This window comes from Nocardia sp. NPDC059240, from assembly GCF_042753865.1.
Classification (GTDB): domain Bacteria; phylum Actinomycetota; class Actinomycetes; order Mycobacteriales; family Mycobacteriaceae; genus Nocardia.
This window is the reverse complement of the sequence record NZ_JBHZAC010000017.1, coordinates 138,474-157,225: the sequence shown is the minus strand read 5'-3', so window position 1 is coordinate 157,225 and position 18,752 is coordinate 138,474. Positions and strand designations below refer to the sequence as shown.

20 protein-coding genes and 1 pseudogene are annotated in these 18,752 nt (G+C 67.2%); 16 read left to right on the top strand and 5 right to left on the bottom strand.

Annotated features, from left to right (window positions below):
* Window positions 1-642: a TetR family transcriptional regulator gene (locus ACFXHA_RS41575; protein WP_379366267.1), complete on the bottom strand. Its 642-nt coding sequence runs from the start codon at window positions 640-642 to the stop codon at window positions 1-3.
* A gap of 108 nt (window positions 643-750) precedes the next feature.
* Here ACFXHA_RS41575 and ACFXHA_RS41570 point away from each other — a divergent pair, with 108 nt between their 5' ends.
* The 16 genes and pseudogenes from ACFXHA_RS41570 to ACFXHA_RS41495 all read left to right on the top strand — a co-directional run bounded on the left by ACFXHA_RS41570 (window position 751) and on the right by ACFXHA_RS41495 (window position 13,487).
* A complete protein-coding gene (locus ACFXHA_RS41570) occupies window positions 751-1,980 on the top strand; it encodes an alkane 1-monooxygenase (protein WP_379366265.1) in 1,230 nt (409 codons plus the stop codon).
* Window positions 1,980-2,141 carry a rubredoxin gene (locus ACFXHA_RS41565; RefSeq protein WP_379366263.1) on the top strand — a complete coding sequence of 54 codons (162 nt, stop codon included), beginning with the start codon at window positions 1,980-1,982 and terminating at the stop codon, window positions 2,139-2,141. Before ACFXHA_RS41570 ends, ACFXHA_RS41565 begins: the two co-directional genes overlap by 1 nt.
* 13 nt (window positions 2,142-2,154) lie before the next feature.
* On the top strand, window positions 2,155-2,340 hold the full coding sequence (locus ACFXHA_RS41560; protein WP_379366261.1) for a rubredoxin: 186 nt from the start codon (window positions 2,155-2,157) through the stop codon (window positions 2,338-2,340).
* Window positions 2,337-3,608 (top strand): NAD(P)/FAD-dependent oxidoreductase, encoded by a 1,272-nt coding sequence (locus tag ACFXHA_RS41555; protein WP_379366259.1) that lies wholly within the window; start codon window positions 2,337-2,339, stop codon window positions 3,606-3,608. The genes ACFXHA_RS41560 and ACFXHA_RS41555 overlap by 4 nt, the downstream gene beginning before the upstream one ends.
* A 301-nt stretch (window positions 3,609-3,909) precedes the next feature.
* Window positions 3,910-4,740, top strand: coding sequence for an MlaE family ABC transporter permease (locus ACFXHA_RS41550; RefSeq protein ID WP_379366257.1), 831 nt, complete (start codon window positions 3,910-3,912; stop codon window positions 4,738-4,740).
* Window positions 4,740-5,609 (top strand): MlaE family ABC transporter permease, encoded by an 870-nt coding sequence (locus ACFXHA_RS41545; protein ID WP_379366255.1) that lies wholly within the window; start codon window positions 4,740-4,742, stop codon window positions 5,607-5,609. The genes ACFXHA_RS41550 and ACFXHA_RS41545 overlap by 1 nt, the downstream gene beginning before the upstream one ends.
* A 3-nt stretch (window positions 5,610-5,612) precedes the next feature.
* On the top strand, window positions 5,613-6,641 hold the full coding sequence (locus tag ACFXHA_RS41540; RefSeq protein ID WP_379366253.1) for an MlaD family protein: 1,029 nt from the start codon (window positions 5,613-5,615) through the stop codon (window positions 6,639-6,641).
* Complete coding sequence (locus ACFXHA_RS41535; RefSeq protein ID WP_379366251.1) at window positions 6,638-7,648, top strand: MlaD family protein; 1,011 nt, start codon at window positions 6,638-6,640, stop codon at window positions 7,646-7,648. The genes ACFXHA_RS41540 and ACFXHA_RS41535 overlap by 4 nt, the downstream gene beginning before the upstream one ends.
* Window positions 7,648-8,661 (top strand): MlaD family protein, encoded by a 1,014-nt coding sequence (locus ACFXHA_RS41530; RefSeq protein WP_379366249.1) that lies wholly within the window; start codon window positions 7,648-7,650, stop codon window positions 8,659-8,661. Before ACFXHA_RS41535 ends, ACFXHA_RS41530 begins: the two co-directional genes overlap by 1 nt.
* Window positions 8,662-9,591 carry an MCE family protein gene (locus tag ACFXHA_RS41525; RefSeq protein WP_379366247.1) on the top strand — a complete coding sequence of 310 codons (930 nt, stop codon included), beginning with the start codon at window positions 8,662-8,664 and terminating at the stop codon, window positions 9,589-9,591.
* A complete protein-coding gene (locus ACFXHA_RS41520; protein WP_379366245.1) occupies window positions 9,588-10,595 on the top strand; it encodes an MlaD family protein in 1,008 nt (335 codons plus the stop codon). Before ACFXHA_RS41525 ends, ACFXHA_RS41520 begins: the two co-directional genes overlap by 4 nt.
* Window positions 10,596-11,546: an MlaD family protein gene (locus ACFXHA_RS41515; protein ID WP_379366243.1), complete on the top strand. Its 951-nt coding sequence runs from the start codon at window positions 10,596-10,598 to the stop codon at window positions 11,544-11,546.
* A gap of 14 nt (window positions 11,547-11,560) precedes the next feature.
* The gene (locus ACFXHA_RS41510; RefSeq protein ID WP_379366241.1) at window positions 11,561-12,226 is read left to right on the top strand and encodes a hypothetical protein; all 666 of its coding nucleotides are present in this window, start codon (window positions 11,561-11,563) and stop codon (window positions 12,224-12,226) included.
* Window positions 12,166-12,387: pseudogene (locus ACFXHA_RS41505) on the top strand (TetR family transcriptional regulator); the annotation flags it as partial. The gene ACFXHA_RS41510 and the pseudogene ACFXHA_RS41505, both read left to right, overlap by 61 nt.
* 96 nt (window positions 12,388-12,483) lie before the next feature.
* Window positions 12,484-12,918 (top strand): hypothetical protein, encoded by a 435-nt coding sequence (locus tag ACFXHA_RS41500; protein ID WP_379366239.1) that lies wholly within the window; start codon window positions 12,484-12,486, stop codon window positions 12,916-12,918.
* 23 nt (window positions 12,919-12,941) lie between these two features.
* Window positions 12,942-13,487: a TetR/AcrR family transcriptional regulator gene (locus ACFXHA_RS41495; RefSeq protein WP_379366237.1), complete on the top strand. Its 546-nt coding sequence runs from the start codon at window positions 12,942-12,944 to the stop codon at window positions 13,485-13,487.
* Window positions 13,488-13,489: 2 nt separating this feature from the next.
* On the opposite strand, the gene ACFXHA_RS41490 is transcribed toward ACFXHA_RS41495, so the two are convergent.
* The 4 genes from ACFXHA_RS41490 to menD are packed head-to-tail and all read right to left on the bottom strand — an operon-like array spanning window position 13,490 to window position 18,660.
* The gene (locus ACFXHA_RS41490; protein WP_379366235.1) at window positions 13,490-14,668 is read right to left on the bottom strand and encodes a thiolase family protein; all 1,179 of its coding nucleotides are present in this window, start codon (window positions 14,666-14,668) and stop codon (window positions 13,490-13,492) included.
* On the bottom strand, window positions 14,665-15,765 hold the full coding sequence (locus ACFXHA_RS41485) for an isochorismate synthase MenF (RefSeq protein ID WP_379366233.1): 1,101 nt from the start codon (window positions 15,763-15,765) through the stop codon (window positions 14,665-14,667). The genes ACFXHA_RS41490 and ACFXHA_RS41485 overlap by 4 nt, the downstream gene beginning before the upstream one ends.
* Window positions 15,758-16,927: an AMP-binding protein gene (locus tag ACFXHA_RS41480; protein ID WP_379366232.1), complete on the bottom strand. Its 1,170-nt coding sequence runs from the start codon at window positions 16,925-16,927 to the stop codon at window positions 15,758-15,760. The genes ACFXHA_RS41485 and ACFXHA_RS41480 overlap by 8 nt, the downstream gene beginning before the upstream one ends.
* On the bottom strand, window positions 16,927-18,660 hold the full coding sequence (menD, locus tag ACFXHA_RS41475; RefSeq protein WP_379366230.1) for a 2-succinyl-5-enolpyruvyl-6-hydroxy-3-cyclohexene-1-carboxylic-acid synthase: 1,734 nt from the start codon (window positions 18,658-18,660) through the stop codon (window positions 16,927-16,929). The genes ACFXHA_RS41480 and menD overlap by 1 nt, the downstream gene beginning before the upstream one ends.
* Window positions 18,661-18,752 lie beyond the last annotated feature (92 nt).

The window sequence follows — 18,752 nt, the reverse complement described above, 5'->3', positions numbered from 1 at the left end:
TTAATCCCGTTGCGGCGCGGCTGAAGTCGAGATCGACCCGAGGGCCGCGCCGAACGTCGCCGAGATCACCAGCCGGATCTGCGCGACCGCCCGATCCACGGGCCCGGTCGGCTGGAACAGATGGCTCAGGGCGAGCCGGACCAGCACTTCGGTCATCGAACCGAGTCCGGCATCGTCCATCTCGTCGAGCCCGTACTGCGCGCGAATGGCGGCGGTCAGGGCGCTGATCGCGCGCCCGAGCACGGGTTCGGTCTCGGTCATCAGCACCGGTAGCAGGGCGGTGTCGGTGGCCGACCGCCCGGCCAGCACCGCCTTGAGCAAAGTGTTGTCGGCACCGGTCCGCAGCGTGTATTCGACCGCTGCCGTAAAGCCCCCTACCGCGTCCGCCGGATGCGCGGCCAGGCTCTCGGCGATGCCGATCAGGAACCCGTCGACCTCTTGGCGGACCACCACTTCGGCCAGTTCGTGCTTGTTGGAGAACTCCTTGTAGAGCACCGGCCGGCTAACGCCGACCTCTTTGGCCAGCCGCGACATGTTGACCGCGCCCCAGCCCTCGGTGACGACGATGCGGCGTCCGGCGTCCACGATCCGCTCGCGCAACAGTTGCCGCATCTCGTTCTGGAAGTTCGGCGCTTCAACCACGCCCCGATCGTACATGAGCTCGCCTTTCGTCCTGTCGTTGACAGATTACGCGACTCTGTATCTAATGAATACAGTTCTTCGGAAAGTGTAAATGCTAGGAGTACGGCAATGACGACGTCTCGTTCCCGGGTGATTCGCAGCGGAGAGGAAACGCCTCCGCTCTGGCGTGACCGCAAGCGGTATCTGTGGTTGTTCGGCCTGGTGCCGCCGACCGCCCTGTTCCTGGCCACCGCCCTGGTCTGGGCCTTCAACGAGCTCGGCCTCTCGGCGGTCTCCCCGGTCTGGTGGTGGATCGGCCCGCTGCTGGTCTACGGCCTGCTGCCGCTACTGGACCGCTTCTTCGGACCCGACGGGCAGAACCCGCCCGACGAGGTGATGGAGTACCTCGAGAACGACAAGTACTACCGCTACTGCACCTACGCCTACATCCCCTTCCAGCTGGTCAGCCTCACCGCCGCCTGCTACCTGTGGACCGCGAGCGACCTGTCGTGGCTGGGCATCGACGGCGGCCTGGGCGTGGTCTCCAAGCTCGGGCTGGCGCTGAGCATGGGCGTGATGGGCGGCGTCGGCATCAATACCGCGCACGAACTCGGCCACAAGAAGGACGAACTGGAGCGCTGGCTCTCGAAAATCACACTGGCCCAGACGTTCTACGGGCACTTCTACATCGAGCACAATCGCGGCCACCACGTGCGGGTCGCCACCCCCGAGGATCCGGCCAGCGCCCGCTTCGCGGAGACCTTCTGGGCGTTCCTGCCGCGCAGCGTGTGGGGGAGTCTGCGGTCGTCGTGGGAGCTGGAGGCCAAGCGACTCGAGCGACTCGGCAAGCGGCCGTGGACGATTCGCAATGACGTCCTCAACGCGTGGCTGATGTCGGTGGTGCTGTGGGGCGCGCTGGTCGCGGCGTTCGGCCCGTCGATCCTGCCCTGGCTGGTAATCCAGGCCGTCTATGGTTTCGCGCTGCTCGAGACCGTCAACTACCTCGAGCACTACGGTCTGATGCGGCAGAAGACGGCCAATGGCCGCTATGAGCGCTGCACGCCGGAGCACAGCTGGAACTCCGACCACATCGTCACCAATATCTTCCTCTACCACCTGCAGCGGCACAGCGATCATCACGCGAATCCCACTCGCCGCTACCAGATCCTGCGCAGCATGGACGGCGCGCCGAACCTGCCGAGCGGCTACGCGAGCATGATCTCGCTGGCATACTTCCCGCCACTGTGGCGTCGCGTGATGGATCACCGCGTGCTGGAGCACTATTCGGGCGACATCACCCGCGTCAACATCCAGCCCCGCAAGCGGGCGCGCGTGCTGGCGAAGTACGGGGTGGCGTGATGGCCGCCTACCGCTGCCCGGTCTGCGACTACGTCTATGACGAGTCGAAAGGCGCTCCCCGCGAAGGCTTCCCGGTAGGCACCGCCTGGTCGGCCGTCCCCGACGACTGGTGCTGCCCCGACTGCGGCGTCCGCGAAAAACTCGACTTCGAACCCACCTAGACAGGACCTTGCCATGACCACCGATTACAAACTCTTCCAGTGCGTGCAGTGCGGCTTCGAATACGACGAGGCCCTGGGCTGGCCCGAGGACGGCATCGCGCCCGGCACCCGCTGGGCCGACATCCCCGAAGACTGGTCCTGCCCGGATTGCGGTGCCGCCAAGGCCGATTTCGACATGGTCGAGGTCAGCCGCGCGTGACCGGCCGCATCGTCATCGTCGGCGCGGGCGTCGCGGGCGCGACCGCCGCCCGCACCCTGCGCACCGAGGGCTACACCGGCGAGATCATCCTCCTCGGCGCGGAACCCGAACCGCCCTACCGGCGGCCCATGGTCTCCAAGGAAATCCTGGCCGGCACCGCCGAGGATCGCCGAACCCTGCTGCAGCCCAGCGAGTTCTGGCGCACCCACGACATCGAACTGCGCCTCGGCACCCTGGTCGAATCCATCGACCCGGGCCCCGGCCTGGTCTGGCTCGAAGACGGCTCCGCCATCGGCTACGACAACCTGCTCCTGGCCACCGGCGCTCGCCCCCGCAGACTCCCGTCGACCTTGTCCGGAAGTGCCACAATCCGGGGCGGTTTCGGGGATGCGAGTGCTGCCGCACGGGTTCATGTGTTGCGTGGCCGGGCGGATGCGGAGGCCCTGCGGGCGGCGATCGGGCGGGGTGGGTCCTTGCTCATCGTCGGGGCCGGGCTCATCGGGTGCGAGGTTGCGGCAACCGCGCGGGGACTGGGGGCGGAGGTCACGGTGTTGGATGCGGCGGGTGGGCCGCTCGAGCGGGTCGCGCCGAGGATGATCGGCGATTTCGTGCGGAAGTTGCACGCCGACAATGGGGTCGCGATCCATACCGATGTCAGGTTGCGCGGATTGGAGTGCCACGGCGACCGGATGGTGGCGGTCGGGGCGGCTGACAACAGGTGGGCGGCGGCCACTGTGCTGGTCGCGATCGGATCTGTCCCGGACACTCGGCTTGCCGAGGCCGCGGGACTGGTCGTGGCCGATGGAATTCGGGTGGATGAGTGCTATCGGACGTCGGCAGCGGGGGTTTACGCGGCCGGCGACGCGGCCAGCCGATTCGATGCGGCGGCCGGTGTGCATCGGCGGGAGGAGCATTGGAACAGCGCTCAGGCGCAGGGGGCCGGAGTGGCGCGTTCCATGCTCGGGTTGCCGCCGCTCCCGGGTGAGGTGGCGTGGGGATGGTCGCTGCAGTATGGCCGAAACATCCAGTTCGCGGGCACTATTCGGGCTTCGGATGAGCTGGTGGTGCGGGGCAGCGTCGAGTCGGGTGACGCGACCGTGCTCGCCCTGCGCGAGGGTGTGGCGACCGGGGTCGTGACCATCGCGCGCCCGGCGGAGTTCCGTGCCGCCCGGGATCTGATCGGCCGCGCCGCGCAGGTGGATCGGGTCGCGTGTGCGGATGAAGCGCTGCCGCTGGGATCGGTGGCCGAACTGTCCGGACAGTCGTGAGGTCATGCGCCCGCAGTTGAGCTAACGACCCGCTAAATCTGAAATGCCGCTGGACCTACCGACTGGTCTGGCGGCATTTCGCATTTGCCGACCCATAGCTGAAAACTGCTGGTAGAGCGTGCTAATTGCGCGGCGCGCGCATTTTTCACCGGCACGGCAAGCCCTGTCAACCCCCGAGATATTTCCGTGAAGACTGACACGTCAGTCCGAAATGTGTATTACTGTCTCGGTCAGTCGGAACCGGCCAACAGAGGGGCCGGTCGGCGGCGACCAAAACAGTGGGGCTGTGGGGTGGTGAACATTGGTCGACAAGGCTGTTCGAGGGCCGGATCCGTTACTACGGCAGGCCGTCGAATTCGTACTTTCGGGACTGCGGACATTCGGACGGACAATTCAGCTGGCGATCGCGGCGTTCCGATTCCTGATCGTCGACATCGTCAAACTGCGCCATCCGTGGCGTGACACGCTACAGCAGGGCTGGTTCATCGTCAGCGTGACCGCGATTCCCGCTGTGCTGGTATCGGTTCCGTTCGGCGTCATCGTGGCGGTGCAGGTGGGGAGCCTGACCCAGCAGGTCGGCGCGAGCTCGGTCTCCGGTGCGGCCGGCGGTCTGGGCGTGATCCGTCAGGGCGCGCCCATGGTGACCGCGCTGCTGCTGGGCGGCGCGGCCGGTTCGGCCATCGCCTCGGATCTGGGTGCGCGCACCATCCGCGACGAAGTGGATGCCTTGCGCGTCATGGGCATCGACCCGGTGCGTCGCCTGGTCGCGCCGCGGCTGGCGGCCATGATCGTGCTGACCCCGCTGCTGTGCATGCTGATCATCTTCATGGGCGTGTTCACCGGCTATGTGATCGCCGTCGGATTCCAGGGCGTCACCCCGGGTTCCTACCTGTCGGCCTTCTCGGCCTTCGCGAAGATGAGCGACCTGTGGGTGGCCATCGTGAAGGCGGTCATCTTCGGGATCATCGTGCTCATCGTGTCGTGTCAGCGCGGACTCGAGGCCACCTCCGGCCCGCGCGGCGTCGCCAATGCCGTGAACGCGGCGGTGGTGATCGGCGTGATCGCGGCCTTCGGCGTGAATCTCGTGATCACGCAGCTGGTTTCGATGTTCCTACCGACGCAGGTGGGCTGATGACTCAGGTACCGGCCAGATACACACCGCTCGGCCACGCGGGCCGGGTCATCGGTCAGACCGCTCGAGCGCCCATGACCGTCTTCGAATCCCTGGGCCACCAGGCGACTTTCGTGATCGACGTGCTCGCCGCGATTCCGCACACGCTCAAGTACTACCGGCGTCAGACCATGCTCATCCTCTCCGACATCACCTGGGGTTCCGGGGCGATCATCGTGGGCGGCGGCACCGTTGCGGTGCTGGCGTTCCTGGGCATCGCGGTCGGCGGTTCCATCGGCGTGGAGGGTTTCACCGCGCTCAACATGGTCGGCATGGGCCCGCTCACCGGGTTCGTCTCCGCCTACGCCAACACCCGTGAGATGGCACCCATGGTCGCGGCGATCGGCTTTGCGGCACAGGCGGGTTGCCGCATGACCGCCGAGATCGGGGCGATGCGCATCGCCGAGGAGATCGACGCGCTCGAGGCCATCGGCATCCGGCCGATGCCGTTCGTGGTGACCACCCGCGTCATCGCCGGCGTCATCACCATCGTGCCGCTGCACCTGCTCACGCTGATCCTGTCGTACCTGTCGTGCGCGACCGTGGTGAACGTGCTGCACGGGCAGTCCTCGGGCACCTATTACCACTATTTCGACGCCTTCCTGCAACCCGGCGACGTGGTCGCCTCACTGATCAAGGCGACGATCTTCGTGGTCGCCATCATTCTCATCCACGGCTACCAGGGCTTCTACGCCTCGGGCGGCCCGGAGGGCGTGGGCCGGGCCTCCGGTCGCGCCATCCGCGCCAGCCTGGTGCTGGTGGTCATCCTGGACATGATCCTGACGATCGTGATCTGGGGCCTGGATGTCGGCATCCGGATCTCGGGGTGAATCATGGCCATTTTCAAGGATCATTCCGGGCGTAGCGCCGGACCGTGGATGCTGCGGGTGCGGGGCGTGGTGCTCGCCGTCGTGCTGGTCGTGGTGGCGATCGCGGTGAGTTCCTATGCGCGTGGCAGTTTCGCTGGCCGCTTCGAAGTCACCGTGGACGCGGCGACGCTGGGTGAGGGGCTCGCGCCCGGCGCGGAGGTGAAGTTCCGCGGCTACGCCATCGGCACGGTGAAGAACGTCCAGACCATCGGCTACGGGCATCAACGCATTTCGCTCGAGATCGAGCGTCGCCAAGCCGACGCGCTCACCGACGACGTGACCGCGCGCTTCACCTCCTCGAACGTCTTCGGTTCCAGCGCCATCGAATTGGTACCCGGCGCGGGCGGCCGCAAGCTGAAGGAACACGCCATCCTGCAGATCGGCGAGAACGCCACGACCGCGACCGTGGCCGGTGTCTTCCGCCGGGCCGCGCGCCTGACCCAGGTGCTGGATTCGGCGTCGGTGCACCGGCTCTTCGATCTGCTGCTCGACAACACCGCCAGTCTGGGCCCGGTGCTGCAGTCGTTCTTCGAGACCGCCGAGACCCTGGCCGACGGCCAGCAGAACACCCTCGCGCACTACCTGCGCATCGGTGGGGACATGACCGGCGCGTTCCGGGATCTGACTCCTTCGGCCGGGCACGCCATCCTGGCGGTGCTCGAGCAGAGCGCCTACTTCGGTGACGCCGACAACCGGGCGCGTACCAACAAGGCCACCACCGGGGTGGATCAGGCGGTGCTGATCGGCATCTCGAATCTGTTGCAGCAGAACAATCCTGACCTGGAGAAGATCCTCGACGGCGTGCTGGATCTGGCGGTGCCGTTGAGCGTTTCGATCGGTTCGGTGGCCCCGGCCTACAACCGGATCCCGAATCTGCTGGCCGCCATGAACGACGCGATGCCGGTGGTGGACGGTCACGTGCAGCTGCAACTCGAGCTGATCGCCAAAACCATGCCGTACCTGGCGGATTCGCTGGCGGGAGGGACCAAATGAGCGACATCACCAAGTCCGCCGTCAAACTCACCGTCTTCCTCCTGATCGTGGCCGCCTGCACGACGTTCATCGTGACCGCGCTGCGCAACCCGATCCCGGGTGACAAGGTCACCTACGACGCCGTGTTCACCGATGTCTCCGGGCTTTTCGCCGGCGACTCGGTGCGCATGTCCGGAGTCGCGGTCGGCAAGGTCGAGGCGGTGAACCTGGACGGCGGCACCAAGGCGCGCGTGCACTTCACCGTCGACAAGACCCGCCCGGTCTACGACAACACCAAGGCCGCGGTGCGCTATCAGAACCTCATCGGGCAGCGGTACGTGGAACTGCTCACCGACGGCCAGGGCGGGGCGAAACTGGCTGCGGGCGCGACCATTCCGGTGGAACGGACCATCCCCAGCTTCGACGTGTCCAAACTCTTCAACGGTTTCAAGCCGATGTTCGACACCTTGGATCCCGCGCAGCTCAATCAGCTCGGCAACAACCTGCTGCGGGTGATCCAGGGCGACGGCTCCGGTATCGGCCCGGTGCTCGCGGATGTCGACACCCTCACCCGGCACGCCAAGAACAGCGAAGCGGTGATCGTGCTGCTGATCCGCAATCTGGGCGTGGTCGCCGACGCCATCGGCGGCAAGTCGCAGGCGGTCGGTGATCTGGTGCAACAGCTGGCGGGCATCCTGCACCAGTTCACCTCCAAGACCGATACCATGCTCAACGCGGTCGACACCGCCAATTCGGTACTGGGCCCGCTGATCCCGCTGCTCGAGCAGACCCGCGACGCCTACGACCAGGGCTACGGTCCGATCGACGGGCTGTTGCGGCGGATCGTGCCGCAGACCGATCAGCTCACCCAGATTCTGGCCCTCACACCGCAATTGGTGACCGGCCTCAACCAGTCGACCCCCGGTCAGGGCTATAAGCCGCGGATCGCCTGCTCCAACGGTGAGGCGACGTTGCCCGCGGTGGTCGGAGCGGTCCTGTCCACCCAGAACTTGGTGGTGTGCAACTGATGCGAGGTTTGATCACCTATGTCGGCGAGCTGATTCGCGACATCGTCGCCGGGCGCGGCGACCAGAACACCCAATTGCGCTGGGGCATGGCCGGAGTCGTGGTGTGCGTCATCGCGCTGGCCGTCGCCGGTGCGCTCTATGTCATCCCGTTCGGGCAGCGCACCTACGTCGCCGATTTCAAGATCTCGGGCGGGGCCCGCTCGGGCGACGAGGTGCGGGTCGCGGGCATCAATGTCGGCAAGATCCGCAGCGTGGACCTGGTCGGCGATCACGTGGAGGTTGCCTTCACGGTGAATCAGGATGTGCACGTGGGGGATCGGTCGGCCGTCGAGGTCAAGATGCTGACCCCGATCGGCGGCCACTATCTGGCGCTGGCCCCGGCCGGTGACAAGAACCTGGGCACCGGCCACATTCCCCCCGACCGCACCGCCACCCCGTTCGAACTGAGCGACATTCTCGACAAGGGCACCCCGATCTTCGGCAAGGTGGATGCCTCCACCATGCGCGACACCATCGGGCAGCTGAACACCGCCCTGCAGGGCCAGCCGGACGCGCTGCGCAGCGTGATCGGCAATGCCAACGACCTGACCGGAATGCTCGCGCAGCGCACCGATCAGCTCAATACTGCGCTCGACGTCTCCGACGAGTACATCGCGGCCATTGCCGGCGACAAGACGGTGCTGGCGGATTTCGTCAAACAGCTCGGCGGGGTCGCCGATCGGCTGGGCAACCGCCGCAATGACATTGTGGGCCTGTTCAACCTGGTCAAGCGCCTGTTGGTGGTGCTGGACCGGCCGATCATGGCCTACGGCGACAGCATCGAACCGTCGGTGACCCAGGCCGAGCAGTTGTTCTCCAAGCTCGTCGACGATCCCAACCGGATCGACACGGTGATCAACGGCCTGCGCGACGTCATCACCAAGCTGAACGGCCTGCTGGGCAACCAGGTGAAGGTCGACGCACCGGCCGCCGGGGTCCAGTTGTGCATTCCCTACGAAGGCAAGGCGTGCTGAATGAGATGGGGTAGAACAGCACTCGCCGCCGGGGTCGCCGTCGCGGTGGTGGCCGCCGGTGCGGTGGGGGTCTCGTGGGCGAACACCGCACGCGATCCGAAGCAGAGCGTGTGCGCCGAATTCACCGACACGGTCGGGCTTTACGAGGGCAACAGTGTCACCATGCTCGGTGTCGAGATCGGCACGGTGTCGAAGATCGAGGCGCTCGGTGACCGCATGCGGGTCACCATGCACGTGAAGGATTCGGTGAAACTTCCGGCCGATATCCAGGCCGTCACCATGTCGAGTTCCATTGTGACCGACCGGCATGTGGAGCTCACCAAGCCGTACACCGGCGGGGCGCGCTACGACACGTCGAAATGCATTCCGCTCGACCACACCAAGACGCCGATCGGCATCAGCGAGGCCCTCGACGCCATGGGCAAGCTGGCCGGGGATCTGACCGGTGGCACCGGCCCCGGCGGCAAGCCGGACACGCTCCTCGACGACACGCTGACGGCGGCCAACAATGCCATCGACGGCACCGGCCAGCAGTGGAATCAATTGCTGCAGCGGCTCTCCGCCGCCATCGGCGATCCCACCCAGAAGGACGCCGTATTCCGGCGGCTGGTCGACAATCTGGATCAGCTCACCACCATGTTCGTGACCAACTGGCCGGATATGGCGCAGGTGCTCGACAATCTGCGCAACGGCTTGAAGTTGATCGGGGACTTCTCGGCCGAGTTCGCCGGTGCGGTGGATATCGCGGTGGAGTTCCTGCCCGTGATCGCCCGGAATGTCGGCAAGTACGACAGCCAGATCTACGGACTGCTGGATTCGGTGCTGCCGCAGGCGCACACGCTGATCCAGCAGCACCAGGGCGATATCGACTCGCTGCTCGCGGCGTTGCCGCCGCTGGCCGCCCAGCTACCGCAGGTGGGTGCGAAATGAGACGCACGGTAATCCGGCTGCTGCCGATCATCACCGCGGCCACGCTGGTGCTGACCGGATGCGGTGTGAAGGCGACCGACATCCCGATCCCTGGCACCTATCCCAGCGGCGACACCTACACGGTGCGTATCGAATTCGGCTCGGTGCTCAACCTCCCCGACCGGGCCAAGGTGATCGCCGACGGTGTCGAGATCGGCATGCTCGACCACATCGACCTGATCGGCACCACCGCGGTGGCGACGGTCAAACTGCACACCGACGCCAAACTGCCCAAGACCACGACGGCGGAACTGCGGCAGGACACCATTCTCGGCGATATCCACATCGCGCTCGAGGCCCCGAAGAACTCCGATGCCGCGTTCCTGGGCAATGGTGATGTGATCCCCGCGTCGCAGACCATTCCCGCCACGAATGTGGAGGACATTCTGCGGGCGCTGTCGAACATCATCACGGGCGGCCGCTGGACCGATATCCAGAAGATGGTCGTCGACGTGAACGCCGCGTTCCCGTCGGATCCGGCCGAGCTGGATCGGATCAACAACGCCGGCCGCGCGGCCCTGCACGATATGGCCGCGCACACCGACGATTTGAACCGCATCCTCACCTCGGCGCAGGCGATCACCGCCAAGCTGGAGTCCGGACGCGGGTCGCTGGACCGGATCCTCACCGTCGGCCCGGATCGCGCGGCGGGTCTGTCGGATGTGCTGCTGGCGGTGGTCAATCTGATCATCAGCGGCGGCGCGCTGGCCGGGAACGCCGGAAACCTGCTGCTGCCGCACGTCGGTGACTTCCGGTCCATCGTGGCGATCCTCGCGCCGACCGCGGTGACCGCCGGATACGCCGACCTCACGCTCGGCTCGGATCTCGACGCCCTGCACACCCTGCTGCGGGACAAGATCATTCCGTTCCTGCAGTCACCGGATGTGAAGGTGCAGAAGATCTCCGCCGACGTGCAGGCCGACCAGTTGATCACCACACTGCGCTCGATCGGAATGGTGCCCTAGATGAAACTCTCACTCTCCGGGCCGGTTTCGCTGGTACTGCTGCTGATCCTGACACTGGTCTGCGGCAGCTATATGGCGGTCGGGGTGCTGAACCTGGATCCGCGCCGCCAGAACAACACCGTGACCATCCTGCTCGACAGTTCGGGCGGTCTGATGAAGACCTCCGAGGTGACCCTGCGCGGTCTGCCGATCGGCAAGGTGCGCGATATCGGCGCGACCGCGCGCGGGCTGTCGGTGACGCTGGAATACGACAGCAAGTACAAGATCCCGGTCGACAGTGTCGTGCAGATCGGCAACCTCTCGGCGGCCGGCGAGCAGTTCGTCGACTTCCGCCCCAGCGGCACCGCGGGCCCGTTCCTGCGCGACGGCAGCATCGTCCCCAACCGGCAGGTCAAGATCGCCACCACCGTCGGTGACGCGCTGGCCAAGCTGGATGCGCTGACCGCCCAACTGGATCCGGCCAAGCTGCAGAATCTGGCGTCCACGGTGGCGACCGGATTCGAAGGCCGCGACGCCGACGTCGCGAAACTGACCACCACCCTGATCGATACCGCGAAGCTGTTGCACGACAAGCACGATGCCATCGCCCGCCTGTACTCCAATGTGCAGAATCTAGGCGACAAGTTCGACGGGCGCGCACCCACTCTCAGCGCCTCGGCGGGCGATATCGATGCCGCGCTGCCGGAGCTGCTGCACATCATCGGGGCGTTCCAGAACTACTCGTACGTCGGTCAGCAGATCTTCGACGATCCGATCGGGCCGCTGGTCAACAAGATCAACGACTACCTGCAGCTGGTCGGGCCCGATCTGAGCCATTTCGCCACCGTCCTGAAGCCCGCCACCACCGCCATCAAACCGCTGCGGGTCGACGCCGGATCGATCGTGGACCTGCTGGCCACGGTATTCCCCGGCGACGGCGCGGCGCACGTGGCCATCGAAACTCCTCGCTAGAGAGAAGGCATTTCATGAGTGAGACCGACGTGAGTGAAACCGCCACGATCGAGCAGGTCACCGAAACGATCCCGCAGCCGCCGGTGACGATCGAACCCGCCCCGGTGCAGGATGCCCCGCCGGTGACGACTCCGAAGCCGCTGCCCGCCAAGAGTTTCGGGGAGCGCGCCTTCCCGTTCGTCGCGGCCGCCGCCGCGTTGTTCGCGGTCGTAGCCGTGGTGTTCGGGGTGTTCTGGCACAACTCGGCCGGCGACTACGACGCGCTGAAATCCAGTCAGACGGACCGGGATCGGGCCGCCGAGATCGCCAAGGAATACACCCTGCGCTCGCTGACCTACGACTACCGCAACCTGCCCGCCTTCTTCGACGGCGTGCAGCGGGGCACCTCGAACGCGTTGCGCGACCGCTACACCCAGTTCCACGACACCCTCGCCAAGATCATGACCGATGCCCAGGTGGTGGCCACCGGCGACGTGGTCGGCACCTCGGTGGATTCGAAGGGCAACGACCAGTACACGGTCACCGTCTACGCCACCCAGAAGACCCAGAACGTACAGCAGCAGGACCCGGCGACCGTGCCCAACCTGCTGGTGCTGACGGTGGCCAAGAACGGCGGCGACTGGGTGGTCACCGATTACGGCCCCAAGGATGTCGGCGCGAAGAGCGGGGCCGCGAAATAGCCTCGGGGCGGGCGCACGAATCGCCCTCGAGAAAGCTCGGCCGCCCGCCGCAGACCGAACTCCCGTCGCGGCGGCGGCAGCAGATCATCGAAGCCGCTTTCGAGGTCTTCACGGCCAACGGGTACGAGGCCACCGCCATCTCCGAGGTCGCCGCCCGCGCGGGCATCGGCCAGGGCACCGTCTACCGCTACTTCGGCAGTAAACGCGAAATCCTGGACCACGTCATCGATCTCGGTGTCGGCAAGGTGACCGATGCGATGGAACTGCATCGGGTGTTCGGGTCCGCGGGTGATGTCGGTGAGCTGGTGGCGGCGGTGCGGGCGGCGGTGGAGCGGCTCTACGCGCTGTTCGAGCGGGAGCCGCGGGTGCTGCGGCTGCTGGTGGTGGAGGCGGGGGCCATCGATCCCGAACTGTCGCATCGTCTCTTCGGGCTGGAGGCGATGACGGCCTCATTGATCGCGGGGGAACTGACACGTGGCATGGAGGAAGGTTGGATCCGTCCCGACATCGACCCGGACGTGCTGGGGCACACCATCTTCACGATGGCCGGGCCGTGGATCATGCGGGAACTGCTGGGCGCGGGCAGTCCGGCCATCCGCGACCGCAGCATGACCGTGGCCCTCGGCCTGGTGGAGAAGACGCTCCGGCCGTCGGCGGCCGGACCCGCACCGAGCGCCGCCGCGACCAATTGATCGCCGCGGCCTACGAATTGGTGATGACCCGCGGCTTCCGCGGCATCGGCGTGGACGATATCGCCACCGCCGCGGGCGTCAGTCACGGCACCTACTACAACTATTTCACCAACAAGCGTGACATCCTCGACGCCGTCATCGACCACTGCTTCACCCAGTTGCGCCTGCGTGTGCTCGGTCCCGAGGGCGATGACCCGCCGGAATCCCTGGACGCCTTCTGCGCCCGCTACGGCCGGGTCATCGACCGCCTCTACGACCTGGTCGCCACCGAACCCGGCCTGGTGAACTTCTTCCTGCTGGAGGCCTCCGCCATCGACGACCGAGTGTTGCAGCGCTGCATGCACAATGCCCGCGGCTACGGCGAGCAGTCGGTGGACATGATCCGCCACGGCATCGCCGCAGGCTACCTCGACCTCGACCTCGACCCGCACATCGCGGGCGAAGTACTGCTCTCGGTACTGGTCTCCGCGCTCCTGTCGGCCCTGCGCGCAGGCGCGGACGGCCTCACCCAGGACCGCGTCCGCGACCAGTCGATCGGCTTCCTGCGCACCGCCCTCGCCCCGGGCTGAGCTCAGAGCGTCTCCAGGATCATCGCATTGGCCTGGCCGCCGGATTCGCACATGGTCTGCAGGCCGTAGCGGGCTCCGCGTTCGCGCAGGGCGTGCAGGAGGGTCGCGGTGATGCGGACGCCGCTCGCGCCGAGGGGGTGGCCCAGTGAGATCGCGCCGCCGTGTACGTTGACGCGGCTCAGGTCGGCCCCGGTTTCCTGCGCCCAGGCCAGCACGACGCTGGAGTACGCCTCGTTGACCTCGAGCAGATCGATGTCGGAGAGTTGAAGTCCGCTGTGCTTCAACACCTTCTCGGTGGCGGGGATGACCGCGGTCAACATGAGGAACGGGTCGTCGCCGACGGCGATGTGGCTGCGGATGCGGGCCAGCGGGGTCAACCCGAGTCGGCGGGCGTTCTCGCTGGTGGTCACCATCACCGCCGCGCTGCCGTCGCCGAGCTGGCTGGCATTGCCGGCGGTGATGTGCCACTGGATCTCGGGGAAGCGCGCGGCGATCGCCTCGTTGCGGAACGCCGCCGGGAGCGCGCCGAGTCCCGTTGCGCTGGCGTCGAATCGGATGGCCTCGTCCAGGGCCAGCTGGTTGATCGGCGGGGTCAATTCGGCATCGAAATGACCGTTCTTGGTGGCCTCGGCGGCGCGGCGGTGGCTCTCGAGCGCGTAGTCGTCGAGCTGGGCGCGGCTGAATCCCCAACGCGCGGTGATGAGTTCGGCACTGATGCCCTGCCACGGCACGCCCTGCGGATAGCGTTCCAGAAATGCCGACCCGGTGAGGTTGTCGGCGTCGAGCAGGCTGGTGCCCATGGGAATTCGGCTCACCGATTCCACGCCCGCGGCGATCACCAGCTCACAGTCGCCCGCGATCACCGCGTGCGCGGCGAACCGCAGCGCCTGCTGGCTCGCACTGCATTGCCGGTCGATGGTGCTGGCGGGCACCGATTCCGGCAGCCCGGCGGCCAGCGCCGCGCGCCGGGTCACGTTGGTGGCCTGCTCGCCCACCTGGCTGACCACACCGCCGATGACCTCGTCGACGAGCGCCGGTTCGATTCCCGCCTCGGCCACCACCGCACGCAGACTGTGCGCCATCAGATCCACCGGGTGCACGCCGTCGAGCGCGCCGCCCTGCTTTCCCCGTCCGATCGGCGTGCGCACCGCCGCGACGATCACCGCGTCGCGCGGGCTCATCGGGGGATCCCCAGCACCCGGCGCATGGTGGCGAGTTTGGCCGAGGTCTCGGCGAATTCGGTGTCGATACGACTGCGGGACACCACGCCGCCGCCGGCGCGCAGCGTCAGATGTCCACGGTGCGAATCGAGTTCGAGACCGCGCAGCGCCATATGGAATTCGCAATCGCCCTCGGCGTCGAGCCAGCCGACCAGACCGCCGTAGTACTCCCGGGCCGATTCGTAGCCCGCGATCATGCGACGGGCATCCTCCTGCGGGACACCGCAGACGGCGGGGGAGGGATGCAGCGTCGCGACCAGGTCGGCGACCGGCGTCTCGTGATCGAGCAGGCGGGCGGTGATGGGAGTGCCCAAGTGCCACAGGCCCGGAGCGGTCACCAACTCGGGCTCGTCGGGGAAGTCGAGGTCGGCGCAGAACGGTGCCAGACCCTTGACCATGAAGTCGACCAGGTGCCGATGCTCGGCCAGATACTTCTCGTCGAACAGCAGGGCCTGGGCACGTGCCCGATCCTCGGATTCGGGCAGCCGGGTATCGCGGGTGACGGTACCGGCCAGCGGTGTCATGGTGATCGTGTAGCCGGTCTTGCGCAGGAACAACTCCGGGCTCGCGCCCATCGTGTACACGCCCGGATGCTCCAGGTGCTCGACGAAGTAGCTGCGCGCGTTCGGGTACAGCGCCGCGATCCGCTCGAAGAGCGCGACCGGGTCCACCACGCCGTCGTAGAAGTAGCGCTCCGACCGCGCGATGACGATCTTCTCCAGCGCCGAATCCGGCGACCGCAGCAGCAGCAGCGCGTCGTCGATCAGGCGCAGATAGTTCGCGATGGAGGTGTCGTTGAAGTCGATATCGGCGCGAAAATGGGCCGCCGCGTTGGCCTTCGAGTCCGCACCGCTCCGATTGGTGATGCGCCAGCCCAGATACAGCGAATGGTTGGCGGCATCGTCGTCGAAGGGGATGGACCCGGCGACGAGATTGCCGTAGTTGCCCGCGCGAACCGCGGCCTCGGCTTCCGCGAGGCTGTGGTAGCAGATCAGCGGGCCGTCGAGGCCCACCGGGCCGTTGGCGCCGCTGAGGCGAAATCGCACGGGTTCACGCACGCGCATGCTCCGTTCCGGTTGTCAGCCGTCCGTGGACGGCGCGGCGGTCGATCTTCGAATTGGGCAGCAGCGGCAGCTCGGTACCGACGACGAAGCGCTTCGGGACGGCGGCGCGCCCGAGCCGCTGCCGCACCAGGTCCCGCAGCAGTTCCGGTTCGGGCATCGAAACACCTTGGCGCGGAACGATATACGCGGCGACGAGTTCGCCCCATTCGGTGTCGGGGATGCCCATGACCACGACGGACGCGATGGCGGGCAGCTCGGCGAGGGCCTGTTCGATCGCGACCGCGGAGACCTTGACGCCGCCGGTGTTGATCAGATCGTCGATGCGTCCGGTCGGTACGAGAACGCCGTTCGTGAACACGCCACGGTCGGCGGTGCGATACCAGCGGGTCTCGCCCTCGGCGTAGAAGGGCACCTCGCCCGGAGACTCCAGGTAGCCGTCGGCCACCACGTCACCGCCGATGTGAACGATGTCGTCGATGATTCGCACGTCGACCCCGCGCAGCGGGACCCCGTCGTAGACGCAGCCCCCGCAGGTCTCGGTCATTCCGTAGGTCACCACCGCGTCGGTGACCTCGCGCAGGCGGCGGTCGGTCGCCGCGTCCAGGCGGGCCCCGCCGATCAGGACGGTGTCGAAAACAGCCAGCGCGGAACGGGATTCGGGCTCGGCGAGCAATCGTGAAACCTGGGTGGGCACCAGCGAGGTGTAGCGGCGACCGGGCGGCATGCGGCGTGCGGCGGCGGCGAAACCGGCCGGATCGAACCGGCCCTCGCGCAGCGTCGCGACCCGGGTGCCGCTCAGCACCGCCCGCGAGATCACCTGGAACCCCGCGACGAATCCGGCCGGCAGGCACAACAGCCAGTCGCCCGCACCGCCGAGCCGCTCCGAGGTGGCCGTGGCCGAGGCCAGCAAGGCCTTGCGGGACAGGATGGTTCGCTTCGGCACGCCGCTGGAACCCGAGGTCGACAGGACCGCCGCGGTCCCGGCCGGAACCCGTTCGGGCAGCCCTTGCGCCTGGCCGGGCTCGGTGATGGGCGCGATGGCCCGATCGCCGCGGTGGACCGCCTCGAGGGCGCGCTGCAGGGTCGCGACGGCGATATCCGCATCCTCGGGGAGGAGCAGGGGCGTCAGTGGAACGGAAGTCATGGTGTCGCTCATCAGGAGTACTCGAGGTTTCCGGTGAGTTCGGGGGTCTGCAGTTCCAGTTCGAGCGCGGCGTCGGCGACCTCGGCGGATGCCGATGCGAAGGCCGCGTCGACCGCCTGCCGCGCGGTGGCGTGCACATCGCGTAAAGCGGTGCGCGCGACCGGGATTTCGAGCACCGAGAGCCGTCGCGCGAGGCGCTCCTGCCGCAGCGCGATCCCGAGATCGCCCAGTTCGACGCGGCGGTGTGCGACGTCGTACGCGCCGCACAATTGCGCGATGTCGACGCGCTGCGGGGTCCCGTAGATCCGTTCGAACGTGTCGCCGTAGGGCTCTTGCCGATAGCGGGTGTGCCCTTGCTCGAGCAGTTCGAAGATGCCGCCCCCGGCATCGTTGGACACCACCAGGATCAGATTGCCGGGCACCTGCTCCAGCTGTCCGGTCTGCAGGCCCGAGGCGTCGTAGGCGAAGGTGAGATCGCCCAGCAGCGCCACCACCGTGCGATCCGGTGCCGAGAGTGCCGCGCCGATCGCAGCGCTCACATTGCCGTCGATCCCGGCGACACCCCGATTGGACAGCACCTGGACCCCGGCGGGGACCACACCGGCCAGCGACACATCGCGGATCGGATTGGATGCGCCGAGCCACAGTAGGTCGCCGGGTTGCAGGCCCGCGAGCACCGCGCGGGCGACCCCGAGTCCGATGCGGTCGGCGGTCTCGTTCATGACCCGGGTCCACTGTCCGCGCACGATCGCGTCGGTCAGCCCGAGTTCCTCGGTCCAGGCCGCATCGGCTTCGCCGTGGAATCGCGGATTGCCCGACAGCACTTCGATATCGGGTGCGGCGTAGATCCAGTCGCCCGGTCCGCTCGCCAGCACTGCGCGCACGCCGTCGCGGGCCAGCAGTCGCCCGACATTGCGGTGCAGGGTCGGGCGGCCGTAGACCACCACCTGCTCGGGGTCGACGTAGTCGAGGACCCAGGGGTGCAGGCGTTTGCGGTCGCCGAGCTCCACCGTCGGTTCGGCCATAACGGGCATTCGTGGCGGCAGGGCGGCGGGATCGGTGCCGTCACCGGCGATGATCAGGGTGGGGCGGCGCAGGTCGACGGCCGTCGAACCGGAGGTGGTGCGGCGAGCCGCACCGGGCATGCGGATCCAGGGCGCGTCGTCGGATCGGCCCGGGGGACAAGCGATTTCACCGGCGGGTGGCAGGCCGGAGGTCAGCGGGACATCGAGTTGCACCGGGCCGGGACGTCCGAGCAACTGCCCGGTCCCGATCCCCAGCGCGCGGCACACCTGCGAGCGGAGGATGCCGTTCGCCTCGGGCCCGAACGATTCGCCCGACCAGACCTGCTGCACGTGCCGGGTCTGCGAGGTGAGCAGCGCGGTCTGTTCGACGGTCTGCGACGCCCCGGTGCCGAGCACCTCGGGCGGTCGATTGGCGGTGACGAGCACCAGCGGCAGATCGGAGTAGTTCGCCTCGGTGACGGCGGGCAGCAGGTTGGACACCGCGGTGCCGGAGGTCGTCACGACCGCCGCGGGCTGCCCGCCGGCCTTGGTGATCCCGAGTGCCACGAAAGCCGCCGAACGCTCGTCGAGTCGCACCTGGAATTTGATTTCCCCGGCCCGCGCACGGCGCGCGAGTTCGAATCCCAGCGGACCGTTCCGCGAACCCGGGCAATAGACAAACCATTTCACGCCATTGCGCACGAGTTCATCGATGACGACCGCGGCAATTAGCGACGGCATGGCTTCGCGACCGGATGAATTGTTATCGGGCTTGAAAAGCTCTGGCCCTGTGGAAAAACCGTTCACGAGAACTTCCCCGACCCTTCTGCGTT